25 protein-coding genes are annotated in these 24410 nt (G+C 55.4%); 20 read left to right on the plus strand and 5 right to left on the minus strand.

From position 1 onward, the window contains the following. Positions 1–7: 7 nt before the first annotated feature. Positions 8–766 carry a winged helix-turn-helix domain-containing protein gene (locus ACFPQ4_RS14200; RefSeq protein ID WP_378112531.1) on the minus strand — a complete coding sequence of 253 codons (759 nt, stop codon included), beginning with the start codon at positions 764–766 and terminating at the stop codon, positions 8–10. A gap of 206 nt (positions 767–972) precedes the next feature. Here ACFPQ4_RS14200 and corA point away from each other — a divergent pair, with 206 nt between their 5' ends. From corA to ACFPQ4_RS14215, 3 genes are all read left to right on the plus strand, one after another. Next, complete coding sequence (gene corA / locus ACFPQ4_RS14205; protein ID WP_378112582.1) at positions 973–1929, plus strand: magnesium/cobalt transporter CorA; 957 nt, start codon at positions 973–975, stop codon at positions 1927–1929. 157 nt (positions 1930–2086) lie between these two features. Continuing rightward, positions 2087–3499, plus strand: coding sequence for an allantoinase AllB (allB, locus tag ACFPQ4_RS14210; RefSeq protein ID WP_378112532.1), 1413 nt, complete (start codon positions 2087–2089; stop codon positions 3497–3499). A gap of 878 nt (positions 3500–4377) precedes the next feature. Beyond that, positions 4378–5043 (plus strand): HAD family hydrolase, encoded by a 666-nt coding sequence (locus ACFPQ4_RS14215; RefSeq protein ID WP_378112533.1) that lies wholly within the window; start codon positions 4378–4380, stop codon positions 5041–5043. Here the strand turns inward: ACFPQ4_RS14215 and ACFPQ4_RS14220 are convergent. Continuing rightward, positions 5022–5219 carry a hypothetical protein gene (locus tag ACFPQ4_RS14220; RefSeq protein ID WP_378112534.1) on the minus strand — a complete coding sequence of 66 codons (198 nt, stop codon included), beginning with the start codon at positions 5217–5219 and terminating at the stop codon, positions 5022–5024. The genes ACFPQ4_RS14215 and ACFPQ4_RS14220 overlap by 22 nt on opposite strands. A gap of 157 nt (positions 5220–5376) precedes the next feature. Here ACFPQ4_RS14220 and ACFPQ4_RS14225 point away from each other — a divergent pair, with 157 nt between their 5' ends. The 11 genes from ACFPQ4_RS14225 (at position 5377) to ACFPQ4_RS14275 (ending at position 16407) form a co-directional block, all read left to right on the plus strand. After that, positions 5377–6480, plus strand: coding sequence for a GntR family transcriptional regulator (locus tag ACFPQ4_RS14225; protein WP_378112535.1), 1104 nt, complete (start codon positions 5377–5379; stop codon positions 6478–6480). A gap of 96 nt (positions 6481–6576) precedes the next feature. Next, positions 6577–7284 carry an L-ribulose-5-phosphate 4-epimerase gene (gene araD / locus ACFPQ4_RS14230; RefSeq protein WP_378112536.1) on the plus strand — a complete coding sequence of 236 codons (708 nt, stop codon included), beginning with the start codon at positions 6577–6579 and terminating at the stop codon, positions 7282–7284. A gap of 60 nt (positions 7285–7344) precedes the next feature. After that, complete coding sequence (locus ACFPQ4_RS14235) at positions 7345–8943, plus strand: xylulokinase (protein ID WP_378112537.1); 1599 nt, start codon at positions 7345–7347, stop codon at positions 8941–8943. Positions 8944–9202: 259 nt separating this feature from the next. Next, positions 9203–10228, plus strand: coding sequence for a LacI family DNA-binding transcriptional regulator (locus ACFPQ4_RS14240; RefSeq protein ID WP_378112538.1), 1026 nt, complete (start codon positions 9203–9205; stop codon positions 10226–10228). A gap of 129 nt (positions 10229–10357) precedes the next feature. Next, entirely contained in the window at positions 10358–11707 is a 1350-nt protein-coding gene (locus ACFPQ4_RS14245) for an ABC transporter substrate-binding protein (RefSeq protein ID WP_378112539.1), read from the plus strand. Between the two features lie 140 nt (positions 11708–11847). After that, positions 11848–12747 carry a carbohydrate ABC transporter permease gene (locus ACFPQ4_RS14250; protein ID WP_378112540.1) on the plus strand — a complete coding sequence of 300 codons (900 nt, stop codon included), beginning with the start codon at positions 11848–11850 and terminating at the stop codon, positions 12745–12747. Continuing rightward, positions 12737–13567, plus strand: coding sequence for a carbohydrate ABC transporter permease (locus ACFPQ4_RS14255; protein ID WP_378112541.1), 831 nt, complete (start codon positions 12737–12739; stop codon positions 13565–13567). The genes ACFPQ4_RS14250 and ACFPQ4_RS14255 overlap by 11 nt, the downstream gene beginning before the upstream one ends. A gap of 39 nt (positions 13568–13606) precedes the next feature. Further along, on the plus strand, positions 13607–14704 hold the full coding sequence (locus ACFPQ4_RS14260; protein WP_378112542.1) for a Gfo/Idh/MocA family protein: 1098 nt from the start codon (positions 13607–13609) through the stop codon (positions 14702–14704). After that, entirely contained in the window at positions 14701–15426 is a 726-nt protein-coding gene (locus tag ACFPQ4_RS14265; protein WP_378112543.1) for a ThuA domain-containing protein, read from the plus strand. The genes ACFPQ4_RS14260 and ACFPQ4_RS14265 overlap by 4 nt, the downstream gene beginning before the upstream one ends. A 160-nt stretch (positions 15427–15586) precedes the next feature. Next, positions 15587–16063, plus strand: a complete 477-nt coding sequence (locus tag ACFPQ4_RS14270; protein ID WP_378112544.1) for a hypothetical protein — start codon at positions 15587–15589, stop codon at positions 16061–16063. After that, positions 16060–16407 carry an Ig-like domain-containing protein gene (locus ACFPQ4_RS14275; RefSeq protein ID WP_378112545.1) on the plus strand — a complete coding sequence of 116 codons (348 nt, stop codon included), beginning with the start codon at positions 16060–16062 and terminating at the stop codon, positions 16405–16407. The genes ACFPQ4_RS14270 and ACFPQ4_RS14275 overlap by 4 nt, the downstream gene beginning before the upstream one ends. 65 nt (positions 16408–16472) lie before the next feature. Here the strand turns inward: ACFPQ4_RS14275 and ACFPQ4_RS14280 are convergent, their stop codons facing one another. Beyond that, complete coding sequence (locus ACFPQ4_RS14280) at positions 16473–17264, minus strand: DUF4367 domain-containing protein (RefSeq protein ID WP_378112546.1); 792 nt, start codon at positions 17262–17264, stop codon at positions 16473–16475. Continuing rightward, positions 17257–17835 carry an RNA polymerase sigma factor gene (locus ACFPQ4_RS14285; protein WP_378112547.1) on the minus strand — a complete coding sequence of 193 codons (579 nt, stop codon included), beginning with the start codon at positions 17833–17835 and terminating at the stop codon, positions 17257–17259. Before ACFPQ4_RS14285 ends, ACFPQ4_RS14280 begins: the two co-directional genes overlap by 8 nt. Positions 17836–17996: 161 nt before the next feature. Here ACFPQ4_RS14285 and ACFPQ4_RS14290 point away from each other — a divergent pair, with 161 nt between their 5' ends. Continuing rightward, complete coding sequence (locus tag ACFPQ4_RS14290) at positions 17997–18710, plus strand: TVP38/TMEM64 family protein (protein ID WP_378112548.1); 714 nt, start codon at positions 17997–17999, stop codon at positions 18708–18710. Here ACFPQ4_RS14290 and ACFPQ4_RS14295 read toward each other — a convergent pair. After that, positions 18681–19304 (minus strand): hypothetical protein, encoded by a 624-nt coding sequence (locus tag ACFPQ4_RS14295; RefSeq protein ID WP_378112549.1) that lies wholly within the window; start codon positions 19302–19304, stop codon positions 18681–18683. The two genes, ACFPQ4_RS14290 and ACFPQ4_RS14295, sit on opposite strands and share 30 nt — an antisense overlap. A gap of 204 nt (positions 19305–19508) precedes the next feature. Between ACFPQ4_RS14295 and ACFPQ4_RS14300 the strand changes: the two genes are divergently transcribed. The 5 genes from ACFPQ4_RS14300 (at position 19509) to ACFPQ4_RS14320 (ending at position 24397) form a co-directional block, all read left to right on the plus strand. Next, positions 19509–19982, plus strand: coding sequence for a hypothetical protein (locus tag ACFPQ4_RS14300; RefSeq protein ID WP_378112550.1), 474 nt, complete (start codon positions 19509–19511; stop codon positions 19980–19982). 100 nt (positions 19983–20082) lie between these two features. Beyond that, positions 20083–20982 (plus strand): alpha/beta hydrolase, encoded by a 900-nt coding sequence (locus tag ACFPQ4_RS14305; protein WP_378112551.1) that lies wholly within the window; start codon positions 20083–20085, stop codon positions 20980–20982. 183 nt (positions 20983–21165) lie between these two features. Then, positions 21166–21339 carry an SDR family NAD(P)-dependent oxidoreductase gene (locus ACFPQ4_RS14310; RefSeq protein WP_378112552.1) on the plus strand — a complete coding sequence of 58 codons (174 nt, stop codon included), beginning with the start codon at positions 21166–21168 and terminating at the stop codon, positions 21337–21339. Further along, positions 21336–21533, plus strand: a complete 198-nt coding sequence (locus ACFPQ4_RS14315) for a Rossmann-fold NAD(P)-binding domain-containing protein (protein ID WP_378112553.1) — start codon at positions 21336–21338, stop codon at positions 21531–21533. Before ACFPQ4_RS14310 ends, ACFPQ4_RS14315 begins: the two co-directional genes overlap by 4 nt. Before the next feature lie 254 nt (positions 21534–21787). Next, on the plus strand, positions 21788–24397 hold the full coding sequence (locus tag ACFPQ4_RS14320; RefSeq protein WP_378112554.1) for a GH116 family glycosyl-hydrolase: 2610 nt from the start codon (positions 21788–21790) through the stop codon (positions 24395–24397). The last annotated feature ends 13 nt before the right edge of the window (positions 24398–24410 follow it).

Genomic DNA, 24410 nt, shown 5'->3' on the forward strand with positions numbered 1-24410 from the left:
GCCAAACCTATAAGTCAGCCAAGCGATAGCCGCTACCTCGCACGGTCGCGATGTAGCGCGGGGAGCGGGGGTCGTCGTTTAATTTGCTGCGCAAGCTGCGAATGTGGACGTCGATCGTGTTGCTGCCCCATTCCGACGCGGACGATTCACCTCGCGCATCGCCGATCAGCTCGTCTCGCGACTTCACTCGGCCTTCGGCAGCAAGCAGCGCGCGAAGCAGATCGAACTCCGTCCGCGTTAAGTCGATCTTGGCGCCGCCGCGCGTGACGGTCATCCGCTCCGCGTCGAGCGCGATATCTTTGAACGTTAGCAACGAACCGGAACGCTCGTGTTCGGCGGTAGTCGGCGTCGGAAGCAGGGCGGCTAACGTTTTGATCCGCTGAATGACATGGCCGATCGGGCTTGGCCACAGTACCCAATGGCCGCCGTAGGCATGGTCGTCTTCCGGCGCGGTTCTAACGAGCGAGATAACCGGCGAAATGCTCGACTCGGAAGGCGTAGAAGGGGCGGTCTCGGCGGTGCGGTCGAGGATGATGACGTTGCCCTTCATTAGATCGAGCAATGGATCGTCCGCGTGGTGGAGCAGCAGCACGTCGTAGCATCGAACGGCCAGATCGGCGACGAGCGAGCGGAGGGAAGCGGGGCGAGGGCTGATCACGAGCACGCGATTCGTAATCTCGCACAATTCGACGACGTCCGAATCGAACGGATCGCTCTCGTGGACAAATTCCTCTTCGTCCGCGTTAAGCCGTGTGAATTCCGCCATCTCCTCTTCCCCTCCTTTTCCGACGCATCATCTAATTTTTATGGATTGTCGGACGTTATTTTATGTAATCACGGAAAGCTTGAATGAGTATTAATGTAATCATTATCCCTAGGTCTGTCAACAGCGGCGGCGCCTTGCCGCGCGGGTTTGTCATCTATTGCCATAAGCGGGCGATTCGGCGCATAATAACCGTAGAGGTGATACGGTTGTTGCGAACGATCGCGGTTACGCAGGATGCGCGCCTATTGGAGGATGTTCCTCTGGAGAGGCTGTCGGACGAAGAGATCGAGTGGTACTGGGTCGATTTCGCTTGCCCGACCGAACAAGAAGTAGGGCTGCTCGGCAGCCATTTTCGGTTTCACCCGCTGGCGATCGAAGATTGCATGCATTTTTTGCAACGCCCGAAAATCGACCAGTACGACGACACGCACTTTTTCGTCATTCACTCCCTTCATCCGTTGACGCGAGAGGCGGAGGAAGTTGATTTCTTTCTAAGCCCCAAAGGAATCGTGACGTTCCATCTGTCGCCGTCGCAGGAGATCGAAGACGTTCGGCGGCGGGTGCTTGAACCGGCGTATGTCGAAGAAGGCAAAAACCACAATTTCATCGCTTATATGTTAATCGACGCGCTGGTTGATAATTATTTTCCGAGCTTGTTCCAAATCGAAGACGAGCTCAACGAGCTGGAGGACCGCGAGGAGACCGAACGGAACATTCAGGCGCTGACGGAGCAAGTGTACCGGATTCGCGCGGATCTGCTCAGGCTTCGCCGAACGGTGATCCCGATGCGGGATATGCTCTATCGCATCATAAGCGCGGACAAAATTCCCGTCGTAAAGGAGCAACTCGCTTATTTCACCGACATTTACGACCACCTGCTGAAGCTCGCTGAGATGATCGACTCCAATCGCGAGGTAACGGCGGATTTGCGGGATAGCTACGATTCGCTACGCTCCAATCGAATGAACGGTATCATGAAGACGCTCACCGTCATTACGACGATTTTCATGCCGCTTACGTTCATCGCGGGCATCTACGGAATGAACTTCGTGCATATGCCGGAGCTGGAGTGGCAGCATGGGTACTTCGGGGTGATCGGATTCATGGCTTTGCTCGGAGGAGCGATGTTCGTCTGGTTCAAACGCAAAGGCTGGTTCGATTAAAAAATAGTTGTTGCTTATGACAATTCGCACACTCGTGTTATGTTTATTAACATAAATTAATCTATTCACCGTAAAAATCAAAGAAAAACACTTGATATGTGTTATATTATATTACACATAACGGGTGTTTTTAGGTTGTTGAGGTGGAGGGATCGATATGCGAGACGGGGAAATGTTGGATACGCTTATCCGCGGCGGAAATGTCGTGCTTCCAGATGGCGTGCATTTGGCCGATATCGGCATTAAGGATGGCGTTATCGTCGCGCTCGCTCCCCACGTGGCGTTATCGGCGCGGGAGACGATCGATGCCAGCGGACTATTCGTAATGGCCGGCGTCGTCGACGCGCACGTGCATCTCAATGAACCTGGAATGGGGTATTGGGAAGGCTTCGCGACCGGTTCGGCCGCATTGGCGGCGGGCGGATGTACGACTTACTTCGATATGCCGCTTAACGGATTGCCTCCTACGGTTACGCCGGCAGCGTTGGGGAAGAAGCTTGCCGCGGCGAATGCGGCAGGCTCGCGCGTCGACTATGCCCTGTGGGGCGGACTCGTGCCCGGTAACGTCGACGAGCTTGACGCGTTGGCGGACGAAGGCGTCATCGGTTTTAAAGCGTTTATGTCCTCCCCCGGGGACACCGGCGAAGGCTGTTTCAAGGAAGTGGACGATGTCGCCTTGTTCGAAGGCATGAAGCGGATCGCGAGACGGAACAAGGTGCTGGCCGTTCATGCGGAGAGCGAGGAGATTATTCAGGCATTATCGGATAAAGTTCGCAAAAGAGGCGGCAATACGGCGCGAGACTTTCTGGAGACGCGGCCGTTGGCGGCGGAGTTGGATGCGGTAAGACGGGTGCTATTGTTCGCGGAACGAACCGAATGTCCGCTTCATATTGTTCACATCAGCAGTCCGCAAGCGGTCGATGTCATCTGGGAAGCGCGGATGAGCGGCGTGGACGTTACGGTAGAGACGTGTCCGCACTACCTGGTATTCACCGACGAGGAGCTGGAACGGCTCGGGCCGCTGGGCAAATGCGCGCCGCCGTTCCGGGGGCCAAGGGAGAGGGAAGGGCTTTGGGAGCGGCTGGCCGACGGCAAAATCGACCTGATCGCGTCCGACCACTCGCCATGTCCGCCGGAGATGAAGCTCGGGCCTACCAGCGATTATTTTGCGATATGGGGCGGAATCGCGGGAGCGCAAAGCACGTTGCAGCTCGTGTTCGACGAAGGACATTTGAAACGGGGTATTCCGCTGCACGTGCTGTCCAAGGCATTGTCGGAGGCGCCGGCCAAGCGCTTCGGGTTGTTCCCGCGCAAAGGGCGAATCGCGATCGGTGCGGACGCGGACCTCGTGCTCGTCCATCCCGATTCGCCGAACGTGCTAACGCCGGAGCGGTTGCGCTATCGCCACAAAATCAGCGTGTACGCGGGAAGGACCTTCAGCTCCGACATCGGGATGACGATGAGCCGCGGCAACGTCGTGTATACGAAGGAGCTCGGCATCGTCGGACGCGCTTCGGGCGAATGGCTCCGCGCCGCGCCCGATACGCAGCGGCGTAGGCAGGCCTATTGAGTGTTCGGGTGGGGGAGCGGTGATGCTTCCCCGTCTTTGTGTAGAATGAGGTTGCAGCGCCGAACTCCGGTAATTGATTCGTCTAACGTTGCCACGCGAGGTTACAGCGCCGAACTCCGGTAATTGATTCGTCTAACGTTGCCACACGAGGTTGCAGCGCCGAAACTCCGCTAATGCTCGTTCTAGCGTTGCCACACGAAGTTACAGCGCCGAACTCCGGCAATTGATTCGTCTAACGTTGCCACGCGTGGTTGCATCGACGAACTCCGGCAATTGCTCACTCTAACGTTGCCACGCGAGGTTGCATAGACGAACTCCGGCAATTGATTCGTCTAACGTTGCCACACGAGGTTGCAGCGCCGAAACTCCGCTAATGCTCGCTCTAGCGTTGCCACACGAGGTTACAGCGCCGAACTCCGGCAATTGATTCGTCTAACGTTGCCACACGAGGTTGCAGTGCCGAACTTCTACACATCACCATCTCAACGGTTTCATAGGCCGCTGAAGTACCGAAGCTCCGCCACTGCGCCATCCCAACGTTCTCCCAGACCGCTGAATCACCGAATCACCGCTACCGCACCATCCCAACGGTCTCCTGGACCGTTGAATCGCCGAACCCCCGCTACCGCACCATACCAACGTTCTCCCAAACCGCTGAATCATCGAATCCCCGCCACCGCTCCCTCCAAACGGTCTCCCAAACCGTTGAATCACCAATCTACCATCATCATTTTGCGACCAACTCACCACCAATCCGCCATTGCGCTCTCAAACGGTCTTCAATCCCAACCAACCGAATATTTCCAGATAGAAGCGGTTTTCCTCGTGTTATAATCGACTCTATACTTTCTATATAGATAACGGGGAGAGATCGGAAGATGATTAAAGCGGTCGTGTTTGATTTAGATGGGACGTTGTTAGATACGGAAACTTGCGCGTACGAGGCGATTTGCGACATTTATGCGGAGCATGGGCAGGAGCTGCCGCTGGCTACGTGGGCGCTGGCGATCGGGACGCACGGGGGATTCGATCCTTACGCGTACTTGGAGGAGAAGTCGGGGAAAAAGCTGGACCACGCGGAAATCCGCAAGCAATTTCACGATTTACACAAGGAGCGCGTAGGGCAACTTGTGCTGAGACCGGGCGTGTTGGACCGTCTCGAAGAAGCGAGGCGGCTGGGACTCAGGATCGGGCTCGCCTCAAGCTCCGACCGCGAGTGGATCGAGAACAATACGAAAATGCTCGGCATTCGCGACTATTTCGAGGTTATCTGCTCGGCTGACGACGTCGAGCGCGTGAAGCCGGATCCGGCTCTGTACTTGCTCGCCGTAGAAGCGCTTGGAGTGACCGGCGCGGAAGCGATCGCGATCGAGGATTCGATGAACGGGCTTCGCGCCGCCAAAGCGGCAGGCCTCGTTGCGCTCGTTACGCCGAACCCGGTGACATCCCACATGGATTTCACGGGCGCGGACCTCATTGTCGACAGCCTAACGGACGTTACGTTCGCTGAACTAGCACAAGTCTACTCCACCGCGTCCAAGTGAGCTCTCGCCTGTTCGAGCGCCGCGATCAGCTCATCGAGCTCGGAGCGGCTCTCGATATAATGCGTGACGAATTTCGGACGGTAGCCGCTGCTCGATAATTCGAGCTGCACGTGCTGCTTGTCCTTATTGGCGACGATAAGAATGTTATCGGTATGATAGAGAATGCTGTTCGACATAGAATGAAGACCTCCAGGAGGATATGTCTCATTACCATATCACAGGTTGGAAAATGTCGGCAATATAACCATATGGGGATAGAGCGCCGCGCAGTGGTACGTACAAGTTTGTGATTGTGCTATAATAGGTTCACTAATCCGTTCAGAGGTGCCAGAAATGTCCGATACGAATAACCAGACTCCGAAATATTTGCAGCTTAAGACGCAGATTTTGTCTTGGATTACCGGGGGGCGGTTCCGTCCCGGAGATAAGCTGCCGTCCGAGAACGAGCTGGCGGAACAATTCGGACTGAGCCGCCAGACGGTGCGCCAGTCGATCGGCGCGCTCGTGCAGGAAGGCTGGCTGGCGCGGGAACAAGGCAAAGGGACGTTCGTCAGCAGGCTGTCGGCCGAACGCAGAAGCAATTCGGACAACCGGACGATCGGCATCATAACGACTTATATTTCGGACTATATTTTCCCGTCGATCGTACGGGGGGTCGAAGCGACGCTCAAAGATCGCGGATATAGGCTGCTTCTTTCGAGCACGGACAACCGCAAGGACCGGGAGAGGGAGAGCCTCGAGAGTATGCTCGGCCATTCGGTCTGTGGTTTGATCGTAGAGCCGACGAAGAGCGCGGAAGGCAATCCGAACTTCGATAACTACTTGGCGCTGGAGGACCACGGCATACCGCTTATTATGATTAACGAGCGCTATCCCGATCTTGAATGCACTAGCGTCCGCATGGATGACGAAGCGGGCGGATTCATGGCGGCCGACCATCTCCTGTCGCTCGGACATACTCGCATCGCCGGTTTCTTCAAGACGGACGATCTGCAGGGCGTTCGACGCATGAAGGGGTTCATTCGCGCGCATCGGGAACATGGAACATCGGCCGATAACGACCTGATCGTAAGATACGCGACCGAGGACAAGGACGCTCGGCCGCAAGAAGCGTTGCGCGAGTTGCTAAAGACGGAGGAGCCGCCAACGGCTATCGTCTGCTATAACGACCAATTGGCGGTAGGGCTGCTTGATTTGGTTAGGGAGCTGGAGTTACGCGTCCCGGAAGATCTATCGATCGTCGGTTACGACGATTCGTTTTTGGCGACCGCATCCGAGATTAAGCTGACGACGATCGAGCATCCGAAATCCGCGTTAGGGGAACTTGCCGCGAAGCTGCTGATCGACCGTCTAGAGACGGGGACCGATAGCTCCGGAGGAGACAAACTGTACGCGCCGAAGCTGGTCGTCCGTCAATCGACGGCCGGACCTAGGTAAGTTTTTCTCTCGACACACATGTACGTACAAGTGTATAATGGGTGGCATAAGCAAGCGTCAATAAGTGCTGTAGGACTTGCGAGAGGAGTGTTTTGCTTGTTAGAACAACTGAAGGAAGTCGTCTGCAAAGCGAACCGGGAGTTGCCACATTACGGACTTGTTACATTCACATGGGGTAACGTCAGCGGATTCGATAGAGACAGCGGATTGATGGTTATTAAGCCGAGCGGCGTGCCTTACGAAGAGCTTCAGCCCGAGCATATGGTCGTCGTCGGACCGGACGGCCGAGTCGTCGAAGGGACGATGCGCCCGTCTTCGGATACGCCGACTCATCTCGTGCTTTATCGCGAGTTTCCCGGCATCGGAGGCGTCGTGCATACGCATTCCCCGTGGGCGACGATTTGGTCGCAAGCAGGCCAAGGTATTCCGGCGCTAGGAACGACGCAGGCGGACTATTTTTACGGCACGATTCCTTGCACGCGCCCGATGACCGACGCGGAAATCAACGGCGCTTACGAAGCGGAGACGGGCAACGTGATCGTCGAGACGTTCCGCAACGTAAATCCCGCTCAAGTGCCCGGCGTGCTAGTTAACAGCCATGCGCCGTTCGCTTGGGGCAAAGACGCGATGGACGCGCTTCATAACGCTGTCGTACTAGAGGAAGTGGCGAAGATGGCCTATCATACGCGTCAGTTGAACACGGGCATTCCGTCGATGTCGCAGACGTTGCTAGATCGTCATTATCTCCGCAAGCATGGCGCGAATGCGTACTACGGTCAGCCGGGAGATCCGAAGCACTCCTAATCCATTGGAACACCGGCACGGACTGGTTGTTAGGCCCGTACCGAATAAGGAGGAACATTCATGGGATTTGACGTGAAACATGCCATACAGAGCGGCAAAACCGTACTCGGTATCGAACTGGGTTCGACTCGTATCAAAGCGGTTCTCATCGGCGAAGACAACGCGCCGATCGCTTCCGGCAGCCACGACTGGGAAAATAGCTATGTCGACAATATTTGGACTTATTGCCTAGAAGAGATTTGGAACGGCATTCAAGACAGCTACCGTAAAATGGCCGAAGACGTGAAGCGGCAATACGGCGTAACTTTGCAAACCGTCGGCGCCATCGGCTTTAGCGGCATGATGCACGGCTACATGGCGTTCGACCAAGAAGGACAGCTGCTGGTTCCTTTCCGCACGTGGAGAAACAATATTACCGAACAAGCCGCGGCAGCATTGAGCGAATCGTTCAACTTCCATATTCCTCAACGCTGGAGCATCGCTCACCTCTATCAAGCGATCTTAAACGGTGAAGCTCATGTCGACGATATTCACTTCCAGACCACTTTGGCGGGGTACATCCATTGGAAGCTGACGGGGCAAAAGGTACTTGGCGTAGGCGAAGCCTCCGGCGTATTCCCGATCGACATTCATACGAAGACGTATAACGCTACGATGGTGAATCAATTCAATGCTTTGATCGCATCCAAGAACCTTTCGTGGAAGCTTGAGGAGATCCTTCCAACCGTTCTAGTTGCGGGCGAAAGCGCCGGCATGCTCACGGAGGAAGGCGCTAAGCTGCTGGACGTTTCCGGTGAACTGCAGCCTGGTATTCCGTTCTGCCCGCCGGAAGGCGACGCGGGAACCGGCATGGTCGCGACCAACAGCATCGCGAAGCGTACCGGCAACGTATCCGCGGGTACTTCGGTGTTCGCGATGGTCGTCCTCGAAGGAGAACTGTCCAAGGCGTATGACGAAATCGATCTAGTCACGACACCTACGGGAAGCCTGGTCGCGATGGCGCATTCCAATAACTGCTCCTCGGACTTGAACGCATGGGTCGGATTGTTCGATGAATTCGCAAGAGCGATGGGGCTGGATCTTGACGCGAATAAATTATACGGAACGTTATATAATTTGGCGCTTCAAGGCGATCCCGACGGCGGCGGATTGTTGGCTTACGGGTATCTGTCCGGCGAGCATATGACCCATTTCGAAGAAGGCCGTCCATTGTTCGTGCGTTCCCCGGACAGCAACTTTAATTTGGCTAACTTCATGCGGGTTCATTTGTTCACGGCACTGGGCGCATTGAAAATCGGGATGGATATTCTTCTCAAGCAAGAGGCCGTTAAGCTGGACGAAATTTTGGGTCACGGCGGGTTATTCAAGACCGAAGGCGTTGGCCAGAAAATAATGGCTGCCGCTCTTAACGTCCCGGTGTCCGTTATGGATACGGCGGGTGAGGGAGGAGCTTGGGGAATTGCTATTCTCGCATCCTATATGATCAATAAGTCGGACGACGAGACGTTGGAAGATTACCTTAACCGTAAAGTATTCGCGGGGAAAGCCGGTTCGAAGATTTCTCCGGATGCCAAGGACGTGGAGGGCTTCGAGCAATTTATGAAGCGCTACGTTAAGGGACTTGCGATCGAAAGAGCAGCTGTAGATTATCTTAAATAGGCTTAATATCGCGTTATAAGGGCATAGACTCGGACCGAATTCTCTCGGTTCCGGGTCTATTTTTATGTATACGGGAACGCTAGACAAAGGATTTACTGTTCCATCGTTAGTTAACCGGTTAAACGACTTGGCCGCGTTTTTTTAAAAAAATGTGCTTGTAATCGCTTTATTTCCGTCATATAATCGCCTTAAAAGGTTAAGCGTTTAATTAAACGTAAACGATAATAGTTCCATCAGACCAACGGAGTAGGTGACGAACTTGAAACGAATTACGATTCGCGACGTGTCCGAGCGGGCGGGCGTGTCGACGGCAGCCGTATCTTACGTACTGAACGGACGGGAAGGCAAGGTGTCCCTGGAGACGGTGGAGAAGGTTCGACGGGCGGCCGAGGAGCTTAACTACATCCCCGACTATTCGGCGAGGAGCCTTGCGAACAACAAGTCGAAGCTGATCGGCGTCGTCATCCCGCAGACGGAAGAACGCAAGCAGTTGCTGCTGCAGAATCCGTTCTATTCCGAGCTCGTATGCGGCATCGAAGGGCGGCTGCGGCAATCCGGGTACCACATGATATTGTCCGGCGTCGACAAAGGGGAAGGTTACCTTGATACGTCAATGCAGCGCAACCTCGACGGGGCGATCATTATGGGGATTTACCAGGAAAGCTTCTACGAGGATTTGAAAAAAGCGCGCATCCCGATCGTTCTGATCGACAGCTACGTGAACGACAGCCAGTTCCACGTCGTCGGCATCGACGACGAGCTAGGCGGGTACATGGCTACCAAGCATCTGATCGATAACGGTCATACGAATATCGCGCTCGTGACGGGGCTAATCCGCAAAGACGGGGTCGTGGAAAAAAGATTTCTCGGGTATAAACGGGCGCTCAAGGAAGCGGGGCTGTTCTACGATCCGGACCACGTGTTCGAGCATTCGGTGTCCTACGAATACGGCCAAGAGGCGGCGAAAGCGATAGCGGCGCAGCCTGGAATCACGGCGGTGTTCGCGACGAGCGACATGGTCGCGATGGGCGTCATCAAAGGCCTTCGGGACGCGGGGAAAAAAGTGCCGGACGACGTCTCGGTCATTGGCTTCGACGATATTCCGGTCGCCAGGATGAGCACACCACCGTTGACGACGATCGTGCAGAACATCGTCGAAAGAGGCGTGACGGCGGCGGAGCGGCTGCTCTCGGCGATCGTAGCGGGAGATCGTTACCAGCCGGAGGAGCGGACGATCATGCCGCTCTCGATCGCGGAACGGGAATCCGTCCGGACGATCGGCTGACGAGGAACCGCAAGCAAACGAATCCATTTCGGGGAGGTGGTGTCGGGCTGGACAGTGAAAGTCGCCTGAAGCCCGGCGAATCGCACGACTGCATCACCTGAAGCTTGATAACAAAAGGAGAGGGTTAGAATGTTGAAACAAAGCGGAACACTGCTGCTCGTCGCCGCGATGGCTTTGCTAAGCGCATGCGGTTCGAACGACAATAACAACGCGGGCAATACTCCGAAAGCTTCCCAGCCGGCCTCCCAGTCGGCCTCCCCGTCCGCATCCCCGTCAGATTCGCCGAACGCGGAGCCGGTCACGATCAAGCTGCTTACGTATACGGCCAACGGGCAAGAAGATACGCTGAAAGCGATGGTCGAGGCCTATCAAGCGGCCAACCAGAACGTGACGGTAGATTACGAGGTCGTCCCTTACGCAGATTACGACACGAAGCTGAATACGCTTATAGCAAGCAACAGCGCGCCGGACGTCTTCGAGGTCGGCTACGAAAACTTCCGCAAATACGCGGCCAAAGACTTGCTATTGGACTTGACGCCATCTATTCAAGCGGACTCTTCCTTCAATCCTGCGATTTACAAAAAGCTGGCGTACGACGCGTTCAATTACGAAGGCAAGCAAATGGGCGTAACGGAAAGCTTCTCCGACGTCGTACTGTTCTACAACAAAGACTTGTTCGATGCCAAAGGCTTGGCGTATCCGGACGCCTCGTGGACGTGGAAAGAAGAGCTGGACGCCGCGCAGAAGCTTACCGACGCCGACGCGGGCGTATGGGGCACTTACGCGCCGATCCAATTTTACGAGTTCTATAAGACGGTCGCCCAGAACGGCGGCGGACTGTTCGACGCTAGCGGCAAGCCGACGATCAACAGCAAAGCGAACGTCGACGCGCTACAATGGATGATCGACAAAGCGAGCAAGTATAAAGTATCTCCGGCGCTGAACGATGACACGTTCAATCAACCGGACGCCGATCTTAACGCGTTCGCGGCCGGCAAAATCGCCATGGCTCGCTTCGGCATCTGGAACTTCAGCAGATTCGCGACCGACGCGAAGTTCAATTGGGATATCGCGCTCGAGCCCGGCAATACGCAAAAAGCGCACCATTTCTTCGCCGACGGCCTCGTGGCGTCCAAAGACACGAAGCATGCCGAAGCGGTGTGGAGCTTCCTGAAGTTTTTCACCAGCGACGCGGCGTCCGTAAGCAAACGGGTCGCTGCGGGCTGGAGCGTACCGGCCGTCGCCGACGATGCGGTCATGAACGAATATTTCAAAGTGACACCGCCGGCTTCCAAGAAAGTCGTCGTCGAAGCGCTTGATTCGTTAGTGCTTCCTCCGGTCGGTCCTCAACCCGAGAAATGGGGAGAATTGACCGCCGCGGTAGGAGAAGAGCTGGATAAAGCGAAGCTCGGACGCTCCAGCGTGCAAGAAGCGCTCGACGCCGCCCAGAAGAAGGTCGAAGAGTTGCTCGCCAAGTAACCGATTGTTATCGCATTTCCAGCTCTGCATAGGGATGGGAGTCGTATTCCCATCCCTATCATTGTATAACAGTGGCGAAATTTCGACTAGACGCGAGTTAATCGCTTAAGCCTCTTTAAATGCCGAAAGCCGAAAGGAACATGGAAATGGTTGGACAGCGCAAGTGGAATCGCCGAAAGGCCGCCCTCGTCTTTTTGCTGCCGGCGCTGATCGGATTGCTCGTTTTTCAATTGCTCCCGATGGCGGCGTCCGTCGTCATAAGCTTCTCCGATTGGGATCTTCTGAGCAAATGGACCGATATCAACTTTATCGGTTGGGACAATTATTCGGAAGTGTTCAAGGACGATAAATCGTACACGTCGTTCAAAAACGTCTTTCTGTTCCTAATCGGATATATGCCTCTGATTGCGGTGCTTGGTACGTTGTTCGCGGTGCTGCTTAACCGGAAGCTTCGCGGCATCCGTTTTTACCGGGCAGCGCTCTTCGTGCCGGTCATCACGTCCTGGGTTGCGGTATCGATCGTCTGGCGCTGGCTGCTCAACGGCCAGAGCGGCCTAATCAACTTCCTGCTCTCGAAAGTAGGCATTCATGGCCCGATCTGGTTGCAGGACGACTTCTGGGCGATGGTCGCGATCATAGCGGTTACGATCTGGAAAGATATCGGCTTCGTCTCGATCATCCTTCTCGCGGGCTTGCAAGATATCGCGGACGACTATTATGAGGCTGCTGATCTGGACGGAGCGTCGGCTTGGCGCAAGCTGACGGGGATTACCGTTCCGATGTTGTCCCCTACGCTGTTCTTCGTCGTTTCCATCTCGCTCATCAATTCGTTCCAGTTGTTCGACCAAGTGTTGATCATGACGAACGGCGGCCCGGCGGGGGCCACGAGCACGATCGTCGAGCAAGTGTACAAGAACGCGTTCCAGTTCAACAAAATGGGATTCGCCGCCGCGCAATCCTGGGTGCTGTTCGTCATTATTTTCGCGGTTACGATGTTGATGCAAGTGCTGCAGCGGAGGTGGGTCGTCTATGACAGATAAGAAAATGCACAAGGCTGTCAACGTTATGACGCACGTCGTCCTGCTTGCGGCTTCGATCGTTCTTGTATTTCCGTTCGTTTGGATGCTGTCCGGCGCGTTCAAGGGCCCGCTCGAGGTCGTGAAGATGCCGCCGCAGCTGCTGCCGTCCCACTGGAATTTCGATAACTTCGAGAAGATCGAGAAGTTTTTTCCGCTCGATCGGTTTCTCTTCAATAGCATCGCCGTAGCCGCCGCGACGACCGTGCTGCAGCTGCTCGTATGCACGATGTCGGCTTACGTGTTCGCCAAAATCCCGTTCAGAGGCCGCGGAGCGATCTTCATGCTGTTCCTCGCGACGATGATGATTCCCGCGCAAGTAACGCTCGTGCCGTTGTTCATCCTGTTCTCGAAGACGGACTTGATCGACACGTACGCGGGATTGATTTTGCCGGGTATATTCAGCGCTTACGGGACGTTCCTTATGCGGCAGAACATCATGACGATTCCGAACGATTTGCTGGAAGCGGCTTTCATGGACGGGGCCTCGTATTACCGGGTATTCGGCAGCGTGATCATGCCGCTCGTCAAACCGACGCTCGCCGCGCTGACGATATTCGCCTTCATGAGCTCGTGGAACAACTTCTTGTGGCCGCTGATCGCGGTCAACAGTAAAGAACTGATGACGCTGCCGCTCGGTCTCAGCAAGCTACAAGGCAAATGGTCGACGGAATGGAACGTTCTGATGGCAGGCAACGTCGTCAGCTTTATCCCGATATTCGCCGTCTATTTGTTCGCGCAACGCTACTTCATCAAAGGGATGACGATGACGGGCATTAAGTAACAGATCACGCAGGACGGGGTCGCCCCGGAGGAGGAAATCATGCTAAAACAGTTACGTTTAGGTTTGATCGGGTTAGGCGGGATGGCGAACGAGCATTACAAGACATTGGCTCTCATCGAAGGCGCGGCCATCGCCGCGGTGTGCGATAGCGACGCCGCGCGCGTTGCGGAGTGGGGAGACCGGCTCGGACTTCCGGCATCCGCGCGATATGTAGATCCGGAAACGTTGATCCGCGATGCCGCAATCGATGGAGTGCTCTCCATTACGCCGAATCATGTTCATTACGACATTATCCGACTTTGCATGGTTCACGGGAAACCGATCATGACGGAGAAGCCTTTCACGCGGACGTTCGAGGAAGCCGAAGCGCTGCTGGCGCTCGAGAAGGAGCATCCTACGCCGGTCATGGTCGGGTTTTCTTACCGGTACACGCCTTCTTACCGGATGGCGAGGGAAATGATTCGATCCGGTAAAATCGGTACCGTCCGCCACGTGTCGATCCAATATTTGCAGCAATGGGGCGGCCCGTTGTTCGATACGAAAATGAACTGGCGTCTCGATCCAGCGATTACGGGAACGGGAACGCTCGGCGACCTCGGCTCGCATATGATCGACGCCGCGAGGTTCCTGGTCGGCGAACCGACGCGAATTTCCTCGCTCATGAGCAATTTGATTTCCGAGCGGGAGGATCCGGCGACGGGCAAGCCCGTTCCGGTAGACATCGACGATTTCGCGGCGTTCTTGGCCGTTCTCGACCAAGGCGGGCATGCCGTGCCGTCGACGTTCCAGACGTCGCGCAACGCCTACGGCTCGCAGAATCAATTCGAAATTACGGTGTTCGGGGATTCGGGAACGCTTCATATGGGCTGGGAATTCGGGGATACGCTTCACTGGATTCATCCGAACGAGAAAGGCGAGCAGGTCAAGGAGCAGATTGCCGTTCCTGACCGGTACAAGCTGAAGCAAATGCAGGACTTCGTCGACTTGCTGCGCGGAACGGTCCGCGAGGAAACGGGGATGCTCATCGACGGTTATTTGAATCAGCGCGTGCTCGAAGCGGTCGTTCTGTCTCACGCGACTGGTGGAACGGTTAACGTGTCCGACATCGGAACCGGGAACGGGGAGGCTCGCGCATGATCAAGGTCACGGTATGGAACGAGTTTCGCCACGAGAAAAGAATGACTGAGGTGAAGGAGATTTACCCGGAAGGCATCCATCGCGCGCTGCAAACCGGACTGTCGGCGTACGGATTCGACGTCGGAACCGCAACGCTGGATGAACCCGAGCACGGCTTGACCGACGACGTGTTGGCTAGCACCGACGTTCTCATTTGGTGGGGGCATATGGCGCACGACGAAGTCGACGACTCCATCGTAGCCAAGGTGCAGGAGCGCGTCCTGCAGGGCATGGGCCTTATCGTGCTGCACTCAGGGCATTATTCGAAAATATTCCGCAAGCTTATGGGTACGAGCTGCGCGCTCAAATGGCGCGAAGCGGACGAGAAGGAGCGCCTGTGGATCGTGAAGCCATCGCATCCGATCGCGGCGGGGCTGCCCGAGCATTTCGAGCTCGAGCAGGAAGAGATGTACGGAGAGCATTTCGATATCCCTGACCCGGAGGAGCTAATCCTTGTCAGCTGGTTCGAGGGCGGAGAAGTGTTTCGAAGCGGTGTGACCTATTCACGCGGCAACGGACGCATCTTCTACTTCAGGCCTGGCCATGAAACGTATCCGACCTATTACCGGCCTCACGTGCTGCGGGTCATCGCCAATGCCGTCCGTTGGGCGGCCGAGGAGCGCGGTGCGGCACCGACGTATGGCAATGCGAGACCGCTCGAGGCGATTGGCGTTAAACGATAATGCTTCAACCAAGAGGTTTGGACATGAAACCGCGGTATTGTGCCGCGGTTTTGTTGCGTCTCAAAATAATTTTGAAATTTGTCGAAAACTGTTGGAACGTTTTCCGTTCTCGAATGTTTTATATAAGTGTAAAACTTCGAGAAGAGGAAGGTTGATCAGCATGAAACGTCGTTGGATGTACAGAATGACCGTAGGTTTGATCGTACCTGCTTTTTTGATAGGAGGAGTCGTCGGGGTAACGCCGCGCGACGCGCGGGCGGAGTCGGTCAGCGTCGCGGTGCCGGAAGACGTTGCGCCTAACAGCATTTTCAACCCTGCTCATCTTTACTTGGACAGCGGAACATGTGGGATTGCAGCCCAAAGCGGTAGCGTAATCTTGTCGGCTAGTACTAGCGCGAACACCGTGGTAGACTCGATCGGAATAACAGTGTACGTGCAAAAGTGGAACGGCTCCGCATGGGAAACATACGGTTCCGGCAGCACGCTTGGCGGCAATAACTTGGCCTATTACTCCAATTCCGTCCTGAAATCCGTAACGCCAGGCTATTATTATCGCACCAGGTCGATTCATTGGGTCATAGAAAACGGCGTCTATGAAGAGGGCGAGAAATTCTCAGCATCCGTGCTCGTATCATGATCGATATCGGGTACTGGATCAAGGACACCCACCCTCATCCTGACGCCGCTGGGGTCCCTGAGGATACGCTAATCTCGATTTCGTTCAACCAAGAAATCAACCGCTATACGTTGAACGCCCGGAACATCTTGATTTTGGACGGCAACCAAGGCGGTAAGCTGATTTCGGAAAGATTCCTGTTTAATTACGATAGCGATCGGCGCACGTTGTTCATATACTTAAAGGAAGACGCGGAGAGGCTTGGCCCCCGCAATCGCGTCGAAGTCATACTGACGGGTCGAATCGCGAATCACCGCAACGAAAGAATGGACGTACCTTATCATATAAGATTCACTACGATTTAACGATAACGGCTACAACGAACAACGGAGCAGTCCATGCCGACTAGGCAAGGCTGCTCCGTTCGCGTTTAACGCTTCATCTCTTCATAAACTTCCAGGAATTGCTCCTTCGGCAAGATGCCGGACAACGAAATTCGAACGCCGTCCACGACGGTCTCGAGCCGAGTCGATCCGTTGCTGGCCGTATATAAAATGCCCGAGCCGTCCTTCAACGCTATCCGTTCTACTTTAATGCCTTCCGAGCCTTGGTTCTCCGCCAAGCCGGTATTCCCGAATAGCTTGAAGAAGTCGAATATAATCGTGTTGCCCGTATCGTTGGCGTATATATAGGTGGCGGAATTTGCGCGTTCATGATCGCCGTAATACGACACCTGGACTTGGTCGAGCGAATATCCTTCCGGCACATAACGGAAATCGGGAGGAGCGAAGGCTACGAGCTTGCCGACTTCTTTCGCGTTCGTCTGTACCGTGCGGGACATCGGTAAACCGTACGAGTCGCTTTGTCCGAAGTCCGGAGGAGGCGCGGTTTTGGCTTTGGACGGATCTTGGTCTTCCGCGCGTCCGAAAAAGTAAGTGAGCATCCCCGAAGAAGTTTCGACTAACGTCGAGTAAAAGGGTTCGATTGCCCGAACTTTCATCGTGTTACCGAAAATAAACGCGCCGAGCATTAACGCCGCGGCGAGCACGGCAAGCTTACTCAGCCTGGAGCGTGTGAGCTTTGCCCGCCGCTGCGCGGACAATTTTTTCTGGAGCCGTTCCCACGACGGGCGATGATCTGCGCTTGGATACGCGGGAGCCCGGTCCCCGGTTGCCGCCTCGAACGCGGCGTCGAAGCGTTGGTTGAATTCCGCGCTATTCATGACGCTCCCCCCAATCCATGCGAAGCTTCTTTTTCAAAAAAACGCGCGCGCGATGCAATTTACGTCGCACTCCATTTTCCGTATCTTGTATTTCCGTAGCGATTTCTTTGTAGGACAGTCCTTTTTTCCACTTGAGTTCTATGACTGCCCGTTGATCGTCCTTGAGCGCCTTGAGATGCTCGCCGATTTGTTCCTCTAACGATTTAACCTCGACTTCCTGCTCTACCGAGGTCGCGACTTGAGCATGATAGCCGTGCATTCCGGATTGCTCGTCGTCCAAACTCACGTCACTACGGGTGCGTTTGCGTTTGCGCATGTAGGTGAACGTAAAGTTGCGGCTGACGACTCTGATCCACGCTTTCAGATGCTCCTCGCTCTCGACGGTCGGCGTTTTGCGCAGCGTCATGAGGAACGTGTCGTGAATAATGTCTTCCGTCGCGGAATGATCGTTGATCATGTACATAATAGGGGCGTAGAGAAAATGGTAAAACTCCCTGTAGATTTGCTCCTGCGCCGTGCTGGACAGACGATGGAAGTTAGAACCGAGCAATAGAAGCAGGCTCGTCTGCATGAGGAGGGTCACCTAATTTCGTTTCGGATGAAAACAAGGCTTGTCCTTCTATTCTAAGGGAAAACGTGCCAATCGAACAGATTAATAAATCGTTTTGTGATCTTTTGTCTATTCCTGTATGATTACAGAATGAGAATGGCAACAAAGGAAGGGGCTTGTTCTTGCGTCGTTCTACGTTAGTGAAAATCGCGATCGTGGTGGCGATCGTCGCCGCGCTGCTTTGGTTCGACTTCAACTATTTGAAAGTGAATCCGGAATCGATCCGCACGTGGATATTGTCTTTCGGTTGGATCGCTCCGGTTATCTATATGGTGATGTACATCGTGCGCCCGTTCGTTCTATTCCCGGCTTCCGTGCTTGCGATGGCGGGAGGGCTCGCGTTCGGCACGTGGTACGGCATGCTATATACGTTAATCGGCGAAGTGATCGGCGCGGTGTTATCGTTCTTGCTTGCACGCAAAGTAGGAATGGGATTGTTCGGAGGCAAAGAAGATCCCCGCTTCGCCAAGCTCGAACGAGCCATGGAAAAACGGGGATTTATGATGGTGCTTATGCTTAGAATCGCGCCGTTCATTCCGTTCGACCTGGTCAGTTACTCCGCTGGCGTTGCGCGGGTGCCATTGCGGGCGTATTTGATCGCGACGATTATCGGAACGCTTCCGGGCACGTTCGCCTATAACTTCCTCGGGGCTAGCTTTACGTCGGGAAGCTGGCGCGACTTTGTCATTTCGGGCATCGTCTTCGCGGTCGCGTTAGTCGTACCTCTTCTGTTCAAGCGCAAAGTGGAACGGGAAGTCGAGGAGTCGCAGGCGCCGCAAACCGAAAGGGTATACAAGACGTCGGAATCAAAGCGGAATGGGAATCGCGTCAGTTGAAGAGTAGTACAGCTCGAGACTGATCGTGCTTCCGAATTCGGCAGGGAATGACAGCAAAGTTTGCGGAATTACGCGGCCGTTGTAGCGCAGACGGACGTTCACGCCGCCCGAGATCGGGATGCCGGCAACGGTTCTGATGAATCCGGCCGGGCCGAAGCCGACAAGGCCGGTCGATTGCAGCGCTTGCCGAATCGTAATGCCCGGGTACCACGGAATGAAATTTCTGTAATTCACGCGCGGGAACGAAGTGCCGCCGAGAATAGTAACGGTAATGAAGCTAGGGCCGGGAATCGGGATAGGGAACGGTCCAGGTCCGGGTGGGAATGGTCCAGGTCCCGGTCCGGGTAGCATTCCTCCCGGGAACATACCGCGCTCATCGGGAGCGACCCACCAAGGGATCGGACGGGTCAAGTAGGAAGGCGCCGATCCGTTTTGGTGCAGATATACGACGTCGGCTCTAGCCGGCTTTTTTTTATTTTTCGGCGGAGCCGCGGCCGCGCGCAATTGGGGCTGACGGGCCGATAGCTTGGCTTTCGGATCGCCCGCGGGCTTGCGTACGAGCGGCTGAACGCCTGACGATCGGTTTTTCGGCATCGTTGTTCCTCCTTTGCCTATAGGCGAATGTCGATACATGCAGGATATGCGCCTAAAGAGCACGAGGTGCGAGCTACCGCATGGGCTGGGCGCTCAACTTTGATCAGATATTGTTCAGAACCGGGGCCTATAATAGGTTTTAATATGGGGCTTATTCCGACAGGGAATGACATAAGCCGACGAGATGCCGGAGCGTGAACCGAGATGACCGATAAGGACTCGCAATCGCAAGCCATAACCGTAAGCGAATTTGCCAAGCTTGTCGCGGAGGAGCTGGATTTCACCTGGGAAGAGCAGGTGGAGTTCGCCGGCCGCGCTGAAGCGATATTCAATGCGGATATTCACTGGAAGGTGCCATCGGCTACTTATGCATATTATATGGACGATGCTTTCCGTAATAGGCGGGAAATCAGTCGCGAGGAGGCTGCGGCCTTAATGGCTATCGCGTCGGAGCTGATCGGCGATCAAGCGCCGAAGCTTAGCAGCCTGGAGGCGGTGCAGACGATCTCGAGGTTCAAGGATGCGAAGCTTGTAGCCGCATGGGCGATGCCCGCGCTCGCGACGGCGGTTCGTCAGGCGTGGATGGGTTGTCCGAAGCAAGAGATCAAGCCGAAGCACTATATGACGCCGAATGAAGCCGTCACGATCGTCAAGCGATTCGCGACGGATATGCAATAATTACATGCATGCTTTCGCGACTCCAGTCCGCTTCGCCGGATTGGAGTTTTTGCGTCGGCTCATATTAAAGAAAAGGGGTATGAAGGAAGGGGATCGGGATATGTCGATGCTCGGCTGGATGCTTGGCGGCTTAGGAGCGGTTACAGGAAGTTTGGCCGCGGCGATTTACGGCTTGACGGTCAAAGCGCAGAAGCCCCGGCATATTCCGAATACGATCGTGCCGCCCGTTCCTTACGAAGACGTTTCGTGGCAAAGCCAAGGCAAGTCGGTGAAAGGCTGGTTTTTACCTCCGATCGATACGCAGCGCGGACTGGGCGCCAAGCCCGCCGTCATCGTCGTCGCGCACGGCTGGAATTCGAACCGCTCCCGCGTACTTCGTTATGCGTTGCCGCTTCACGAAGAAGGCTTCGCGATCGTTATGTACGACGCGCGAAGCCACGGGGACAGCGACGATTATCGCGCCCCGTCAGGCTTGCAGTTCCGGGACGATCTGCTCGCGGCGCTGGCTTGGCTCGAGAAGCGGCCCGACATCGATTCGAAGCGCATCGGGGTAATCGGCCACTCGCTCGGAGCGTTCGGCGCGGTACTGGCGCTGGATGCGGGGGCCAAGATCGCGGCGCTCGTCACCGATTCGATGCCGGTCCGTTTCGCGACGATGATCGGCGCGGAGCTGCGTCGCAGAAGGCTGCCGCAATTCCCGCTCGCGCATCTGATCCCCCTCTTCATGATGTGGCGCAGCCGGATACCGCGCGCGATGATGCGCCGCGCGAATCCGGTGAAGATTTTAAAGGACAACGCGGACAAACATGGCACTCCGGTGCTGCTCGTCCATTCCCGCAAGGACTTGTTCATCCCGGCTTCGGAACTTAACTACGTGCTGACCGGAACGCCTAGCCTGCCGCATTTGTTCGTCGATGTCGAAGGTCATAGCGCATCCGAAAGCGATCCGGCATTTTGGCCGGCGGTGAAACGGTTTTTTAAGGAGCAACTAAAAAAGTAGGCTTGCGACAACGATTGTCGCAAGCCTCAAGATATATATTATTGAAAAGGGGGGTCATGTATGTATCATACCCCCCGAAGATGAAGAGAACATGAACGCTATATTACGGTTCGATTACAAAAGCGGAAGCGTATCGGTTATTTCGGTTCGGTTGAAGAAAGCGTCGAAGAAGAAACTCGTAAAATGTTTGAAATTAACTTTTGGGGTCTCATGCATGTGACCAACGCTGTACTGCCGCATATGAGAAGCCAGAAAAACGGCCATAACATTAACTTCTCATCAATTGGCGGCTTGACCTCATTCCCTACACTTGGTTATTATCACGCGACAAAGACTGGGGCGGTCGTTCTTCAGTGAAAACGGACACAGCCATTTCTGAATTGAAGGAATCGGTTGTGGGCCACATGTTAAATGCTGTCCAGCAAGGAAGCGGGCAAGAGGCTGGCGATCCAGCCAAGGCTGCAGAAGCGGTTATTAAAGTGGTAAAGAACTTGCTTGCAAGTATAGAAGAGTGGAAAGAAACCACAATTAACGCTGACTTTAAAAAATAAGCGTTTAGTATGAACCAAAGGGTTGTCTGACTTTCATAGTCGGACAACCCTTTCGATTTTTTAGGCAAAATCCTATCCCCGCAAGCCTTGCTCGCCGAACTGGTTACACTTTCAGTCATACACTTCCGTGCGATCAAGGCGCTCGCCCCGGGATAGAAAAAACGAAAGCAAGCAGGAGTCGGCTAGAGCGAAAGCGTAATACTATGACATTCGACTAAAATCTCACTTTTGAGTATCGCTAAGGAGGAATAGGCTTGAGCAAAGTCTACTTAAGCAACAAGACGAGGGCGATCTCGTTCCCGCTCGGCGGCATCGGCACGGGCAGCGTCGGTCTTGCGGGTAACGGCCGCCTCATCGATTGGGAAATTTTCAATGCGCCTAACAAACGGAGCTTTAACGGATATAGTCATTTCGCCGTCAAAGCAGAGGCGAACGGGCAACTGATCGACGCTAGGGTGTTAAACGGCGACTTTCCTTCGCCGTACATGGGAGAGCCCGTAAGGGGAGGTCCTTTGCACAGCGGTTACGGCTACGGACCCGAGAACAATACGATGGCGGGCATGCCGCATTTCCGCCGGCATTCGTTCGATGGCGCGTTTCCGCTAGCGAATATGGCGTTCGAAGACGACAAGTTTCCGGGCCCGGTCGGCTTGAAGGCGTTCAATCCGTTCATCCCGATGAACGACCGCGATTCCAGCCTGCCTTGCGCCATGTTCGAAATTTCGTTCGATAATCCAAGCGACTACGAGATCGCTTATACGGTAGCGCTAACGACGTCCAATCCCAAAGCCGGAGATCGGGTCGTAAACGCCTACGCGATTAATGACGACGGCTTTAGCCTCCTTAAGCTGGGTACGGAATCTTACGCTAAGGGAGATCCTTCTTACGGTGACATAACCGTAGCGACGGACGCGGAATGCGCGAGCTATCAGGAATACTGGTACCGCGGCGGGTGGAGCGACAATCTCGAGATGTTCTGGCGGGATTTCGCGAGGCCGGGACCCTTCGCCAACCGCACATATCCGACTGAGCAGCCTCCTCATCCGAGGCACAAGGACAACGGTACGCTGGCTGCCCGAATCACGGTGTCGCCCCAAGGAAGAGGCAGCTTGCGCTTCGCGCTCGCCTGGCATTTTCCTAACGTGTACAACGCATGGAATCCGGAGCCGGAAGAACGTACCGTCTGGCGTAACTATTACGCGACGCAATTCGAAGACTCCACGGCCGTGGCGGCTTACGCGCTATCGCATTGGGGCCGGTTGCTCGGCGAGACGGAGAAGTTCCATGAAGCCTTGTTCGCATCGACGATACCGGAAGAGGCGCTCGAGGCGCTGTCGGCGAACTTGGCGGTGCTCAAATCGGCGACTTGCCTCCGGCTGACCGACGGCTCCTTCTACGGCTTCGAAGGCTGCATCGAAGACGTAGGCTCCTGCGAAGGCTCGTGCACGCACGTATGGAACTACGCCTACGCGCTGCCGTTCCTCTTCCCGTCGCTCGAACGTTCGATGCGGGAGCTCGATTTTCGATATAACCGGCGTCCGGACGGCGGAATGGCGTTCCGGCTCATGCTGCCGCTCGGGCGGGATTCCGGAGCGTTCCGGGCATGCGTGGACGGGCAGATGGGCGGCGTCGTGAAAGCGTACCGCGATTGGAAAATATCCGGTGACGACGCGTGGCTGGCGCGCAACTGGCCGGTCATCAAGAGCTCCGTCGAATACGCGTGGAGCGAGGACAATCCAGACCGCTGGGACGTGAACCGCGACGGCGTCATCGACGGCAGGCAGCACCATACGCTAGACATGGAATTGTTCGGGCCGAACGCGTGGCTGAACGGTTTCTACTTGGCGGCGCTTAAAGCGGCTTCCGAGATGGCCGCCTACCTCGGAGAAGCGGACGAGGCCGCCGAATACGCGGCGCTGTTCGCGAGAGGGAAGGCGTGGACCGACGAACATCTGTTCAACGGTCGCTACTACGGGCACGACATAGACTTGACCGACCGCGGCTGGCTCGAGCGGTACGACGAAGGCGGGTCGCTATTCGGCGAAAGCGCGGTCGACGCGTATTGGAACGAAGAGGCAGGAGAGATCAAATATCAGATCGGCGAAGGCTGCTCCATCGACCAAGTCGTCGCGCAGTGGCACGCGAACCTATGCGGGCTCGGCGACATTTTCGACAGGGGGCAAACGCGAACGGCGCTAGGGGAGCTATACCGTAACAACTTCAAAGAGAACATGCGCGAAGAGGCGAACGCCTGGCGACTGTTCTCGCTTAATGACGAAGGCGGCCTCGTCATCTGTTCCTGGCCGGAAGGAAGCAAGCGTCCCGCGGTGCCGCTAACCTACGCGCCGGAGACGATGACCGGCTTCGAGTATCAGGCGGCGAGCCATATGATCCAAGAGGGCATGCTGGACGAAGGGCTGTGCATCGTCCGAGCGATTCGCGAGCGGTACGACGGGGAGAAGCGCAATCCGTGGAACGAGATGGAGTGCGGCAGCAATTACGCGCGGGCGATGGCGAGTTATTCGCTGCTGCTGTCGTACAGCGGATTTTCCTTCGATATGACGAAGGGTGAAATCGGATTTCGCCCGGTGCTTAGCTCGGCAAATCGCTTTCAATCGTTCTGGTCGATCGATGGCGCTTGGGGAACGTTCGAATTGACCGCGACAAGCGGTTCGTTGCAAGTGCTCTCGGGCGAGCTTACGCTGAGCAAGCTTGGGCTGCCGTCCGGCTGGAGCGGGGCGTCGGTCCGCGCTTTCGCTAATGACGAACAAGTCGCGCTCCTCGACACGGAAGTAGCAGGATTAAGCTTCGTTAGCGCGCTGACGCTTGGGGCAGATCAGACGCTCTCATGGAATAGATCATAGTAGTAACAGCCTT

The organism is Cohnella yongneupensis, from assembly GCF_042655785.1.
GTDB classification, from domain to species: Bacteria; Bacillota; Bacilli; order Paenibacillales; family Paenibacillaceae; genus Cohnella; species Cohnella yongneupensis.

Excerpts from the sequence above, each read along its gene's own strand:
- ACFPQ4_RS14200 (WP_378112531.1), bottom strand. The coding sequence starts at position 766 with ATGGCGGAATTCACACGGCTTAACGCGGACGAAGAGGAATTTGTCCAC.
- allB (WP_378112532.1), top strand. The coding sequence starts at position 2,087 with ATGCGAGACGGGGAAATGTTGGATACGCTTATCCGCGGCGGAAATGTC.
- ACFPQ4_RS14215 (WP_378112533.1), top strand. The coding sequence starts at position 4,378 with ATGATTAAAGCGGTCGTGTTTGATTTAGATGGGACGTTGTTAGATACG.
- ACFPQ4_RS14220 (WP_378112534.1), bottom strand. The coding sequence starts at position 5,219 with ATGTCGAACAGCATTCTCTATCATACCGATAACATTCTTATCGTCGCC.
- ACFPQ4_RS14225 (WP_378112535.1), top strand. The coding sequence starts at position 5,377 with ATGTCCGATACGAATAACCAGACTCCGAAATATTTGCAGCTTAAGACG.
- ACFPQ4_RS14235 (WP_378112537.1), top strand. The coding sequence starts at position 7,345 with ATGGGATTTGACGTGAAACATGCCATACAGAGCGGCAAAACCGTACTC.
- ACFPQ4_RS14245 (WP_378112539.1), top strand. The coding sequence starts at position 10,358 with ATGTTGAAACAAAGCGGAACACTGCTGCTCGTCGCCGCGATGGCTTTG.
- ACFPQ4_RS14250 (WP_378112540.1), top strand. The coding sequence starts at position 11,848 with ATGGAAATGGTTGGACAGCGCAAGTGGAATCGCCGAAAGGCCGCCCTC.
- ACFPQ4_RS14255 (WP_378112541.1), top strand. The coding sequence starts at position 12,737 with ATGACAGATAAGAAAATGCACAAGGCTGTCAACGTTATGACGCACGTC.
- ACFPQ4_RS14260 (WP_378112542.1), top strand. The coding sequence starts at position 13,607 with ATGCTAAAACAGTTACGTTTAGGTTTGATCGGGTTAGGCGGGATGGCG.
- ACFPQ4_RS14265 (WP_378112543.1), top strand. The coding sequence starts at position 14,701 with ATGATCAAGGTCACGGTATGGAACGAGTTTCGCCACGAGAAAAGAATG.
- ACFPQ4_RS14270 (WP_378112544.1), top strand. The coding sequence starts at position 15,587 with ATGAAACGTCGTTGGATGTACAGAATGACCGTAGGTTTGATCGTACCT.
- ACFPQ4_RS14275 (WP_378112545.1), top strand. The coding sequence starts at position 16,060 with ATGATCGATATCGGGTACTGGATCAAGGACACCCACCCTCATCCTGAC.
- ACFPQ4_RS14280 (WP_378112546.1), bottom strand. The coding sequence starts at position 17,264 with ATGAATAGCGCGGAATTCAACCAACGCTTCGACGCCGCGTTCGAGGCG.
- ACFPQ4_RS14285 (WP_378112547.1), bottom strand. The coding sequence starts at position 17,835 with ATGCAGACGAGCCTGCTTCTATTGCTCGGTTCTAACTTCCATCGTCTG.
- ACFPQ4_RS14295 (WP_378112549.1), bottom strand. The coding sequence starts at position 19,304 with ATGCCGAAAAACCGATCGTCAGGCGTTCAGCCGCTCGTACGCAAGCCC.
- ACFPQ4_RS14300 (WP_378112550.1), top strand. The coding sequence starts at position 19,509 with ATGACCGATAAGGACTCGCAATCGCAAGCCATAACCGTAAGCGAATTT.
- ACFPQ4_RS14305 (WP_378112551.1), top strand. The coding sequence starts at position 20,083 with ATGTCGATGCTCGGCTGGATGCTTGGCGGCTTAGGAGCGGTTACAGGA.
- ACFPQ4_RS14310 (WP_378112552.1), top strand. The coding sequence starts at position 21,166 with ATGTTTGAAATTAACTTTTGGGGTCTCATGCATGTGACCAACGCTGTA.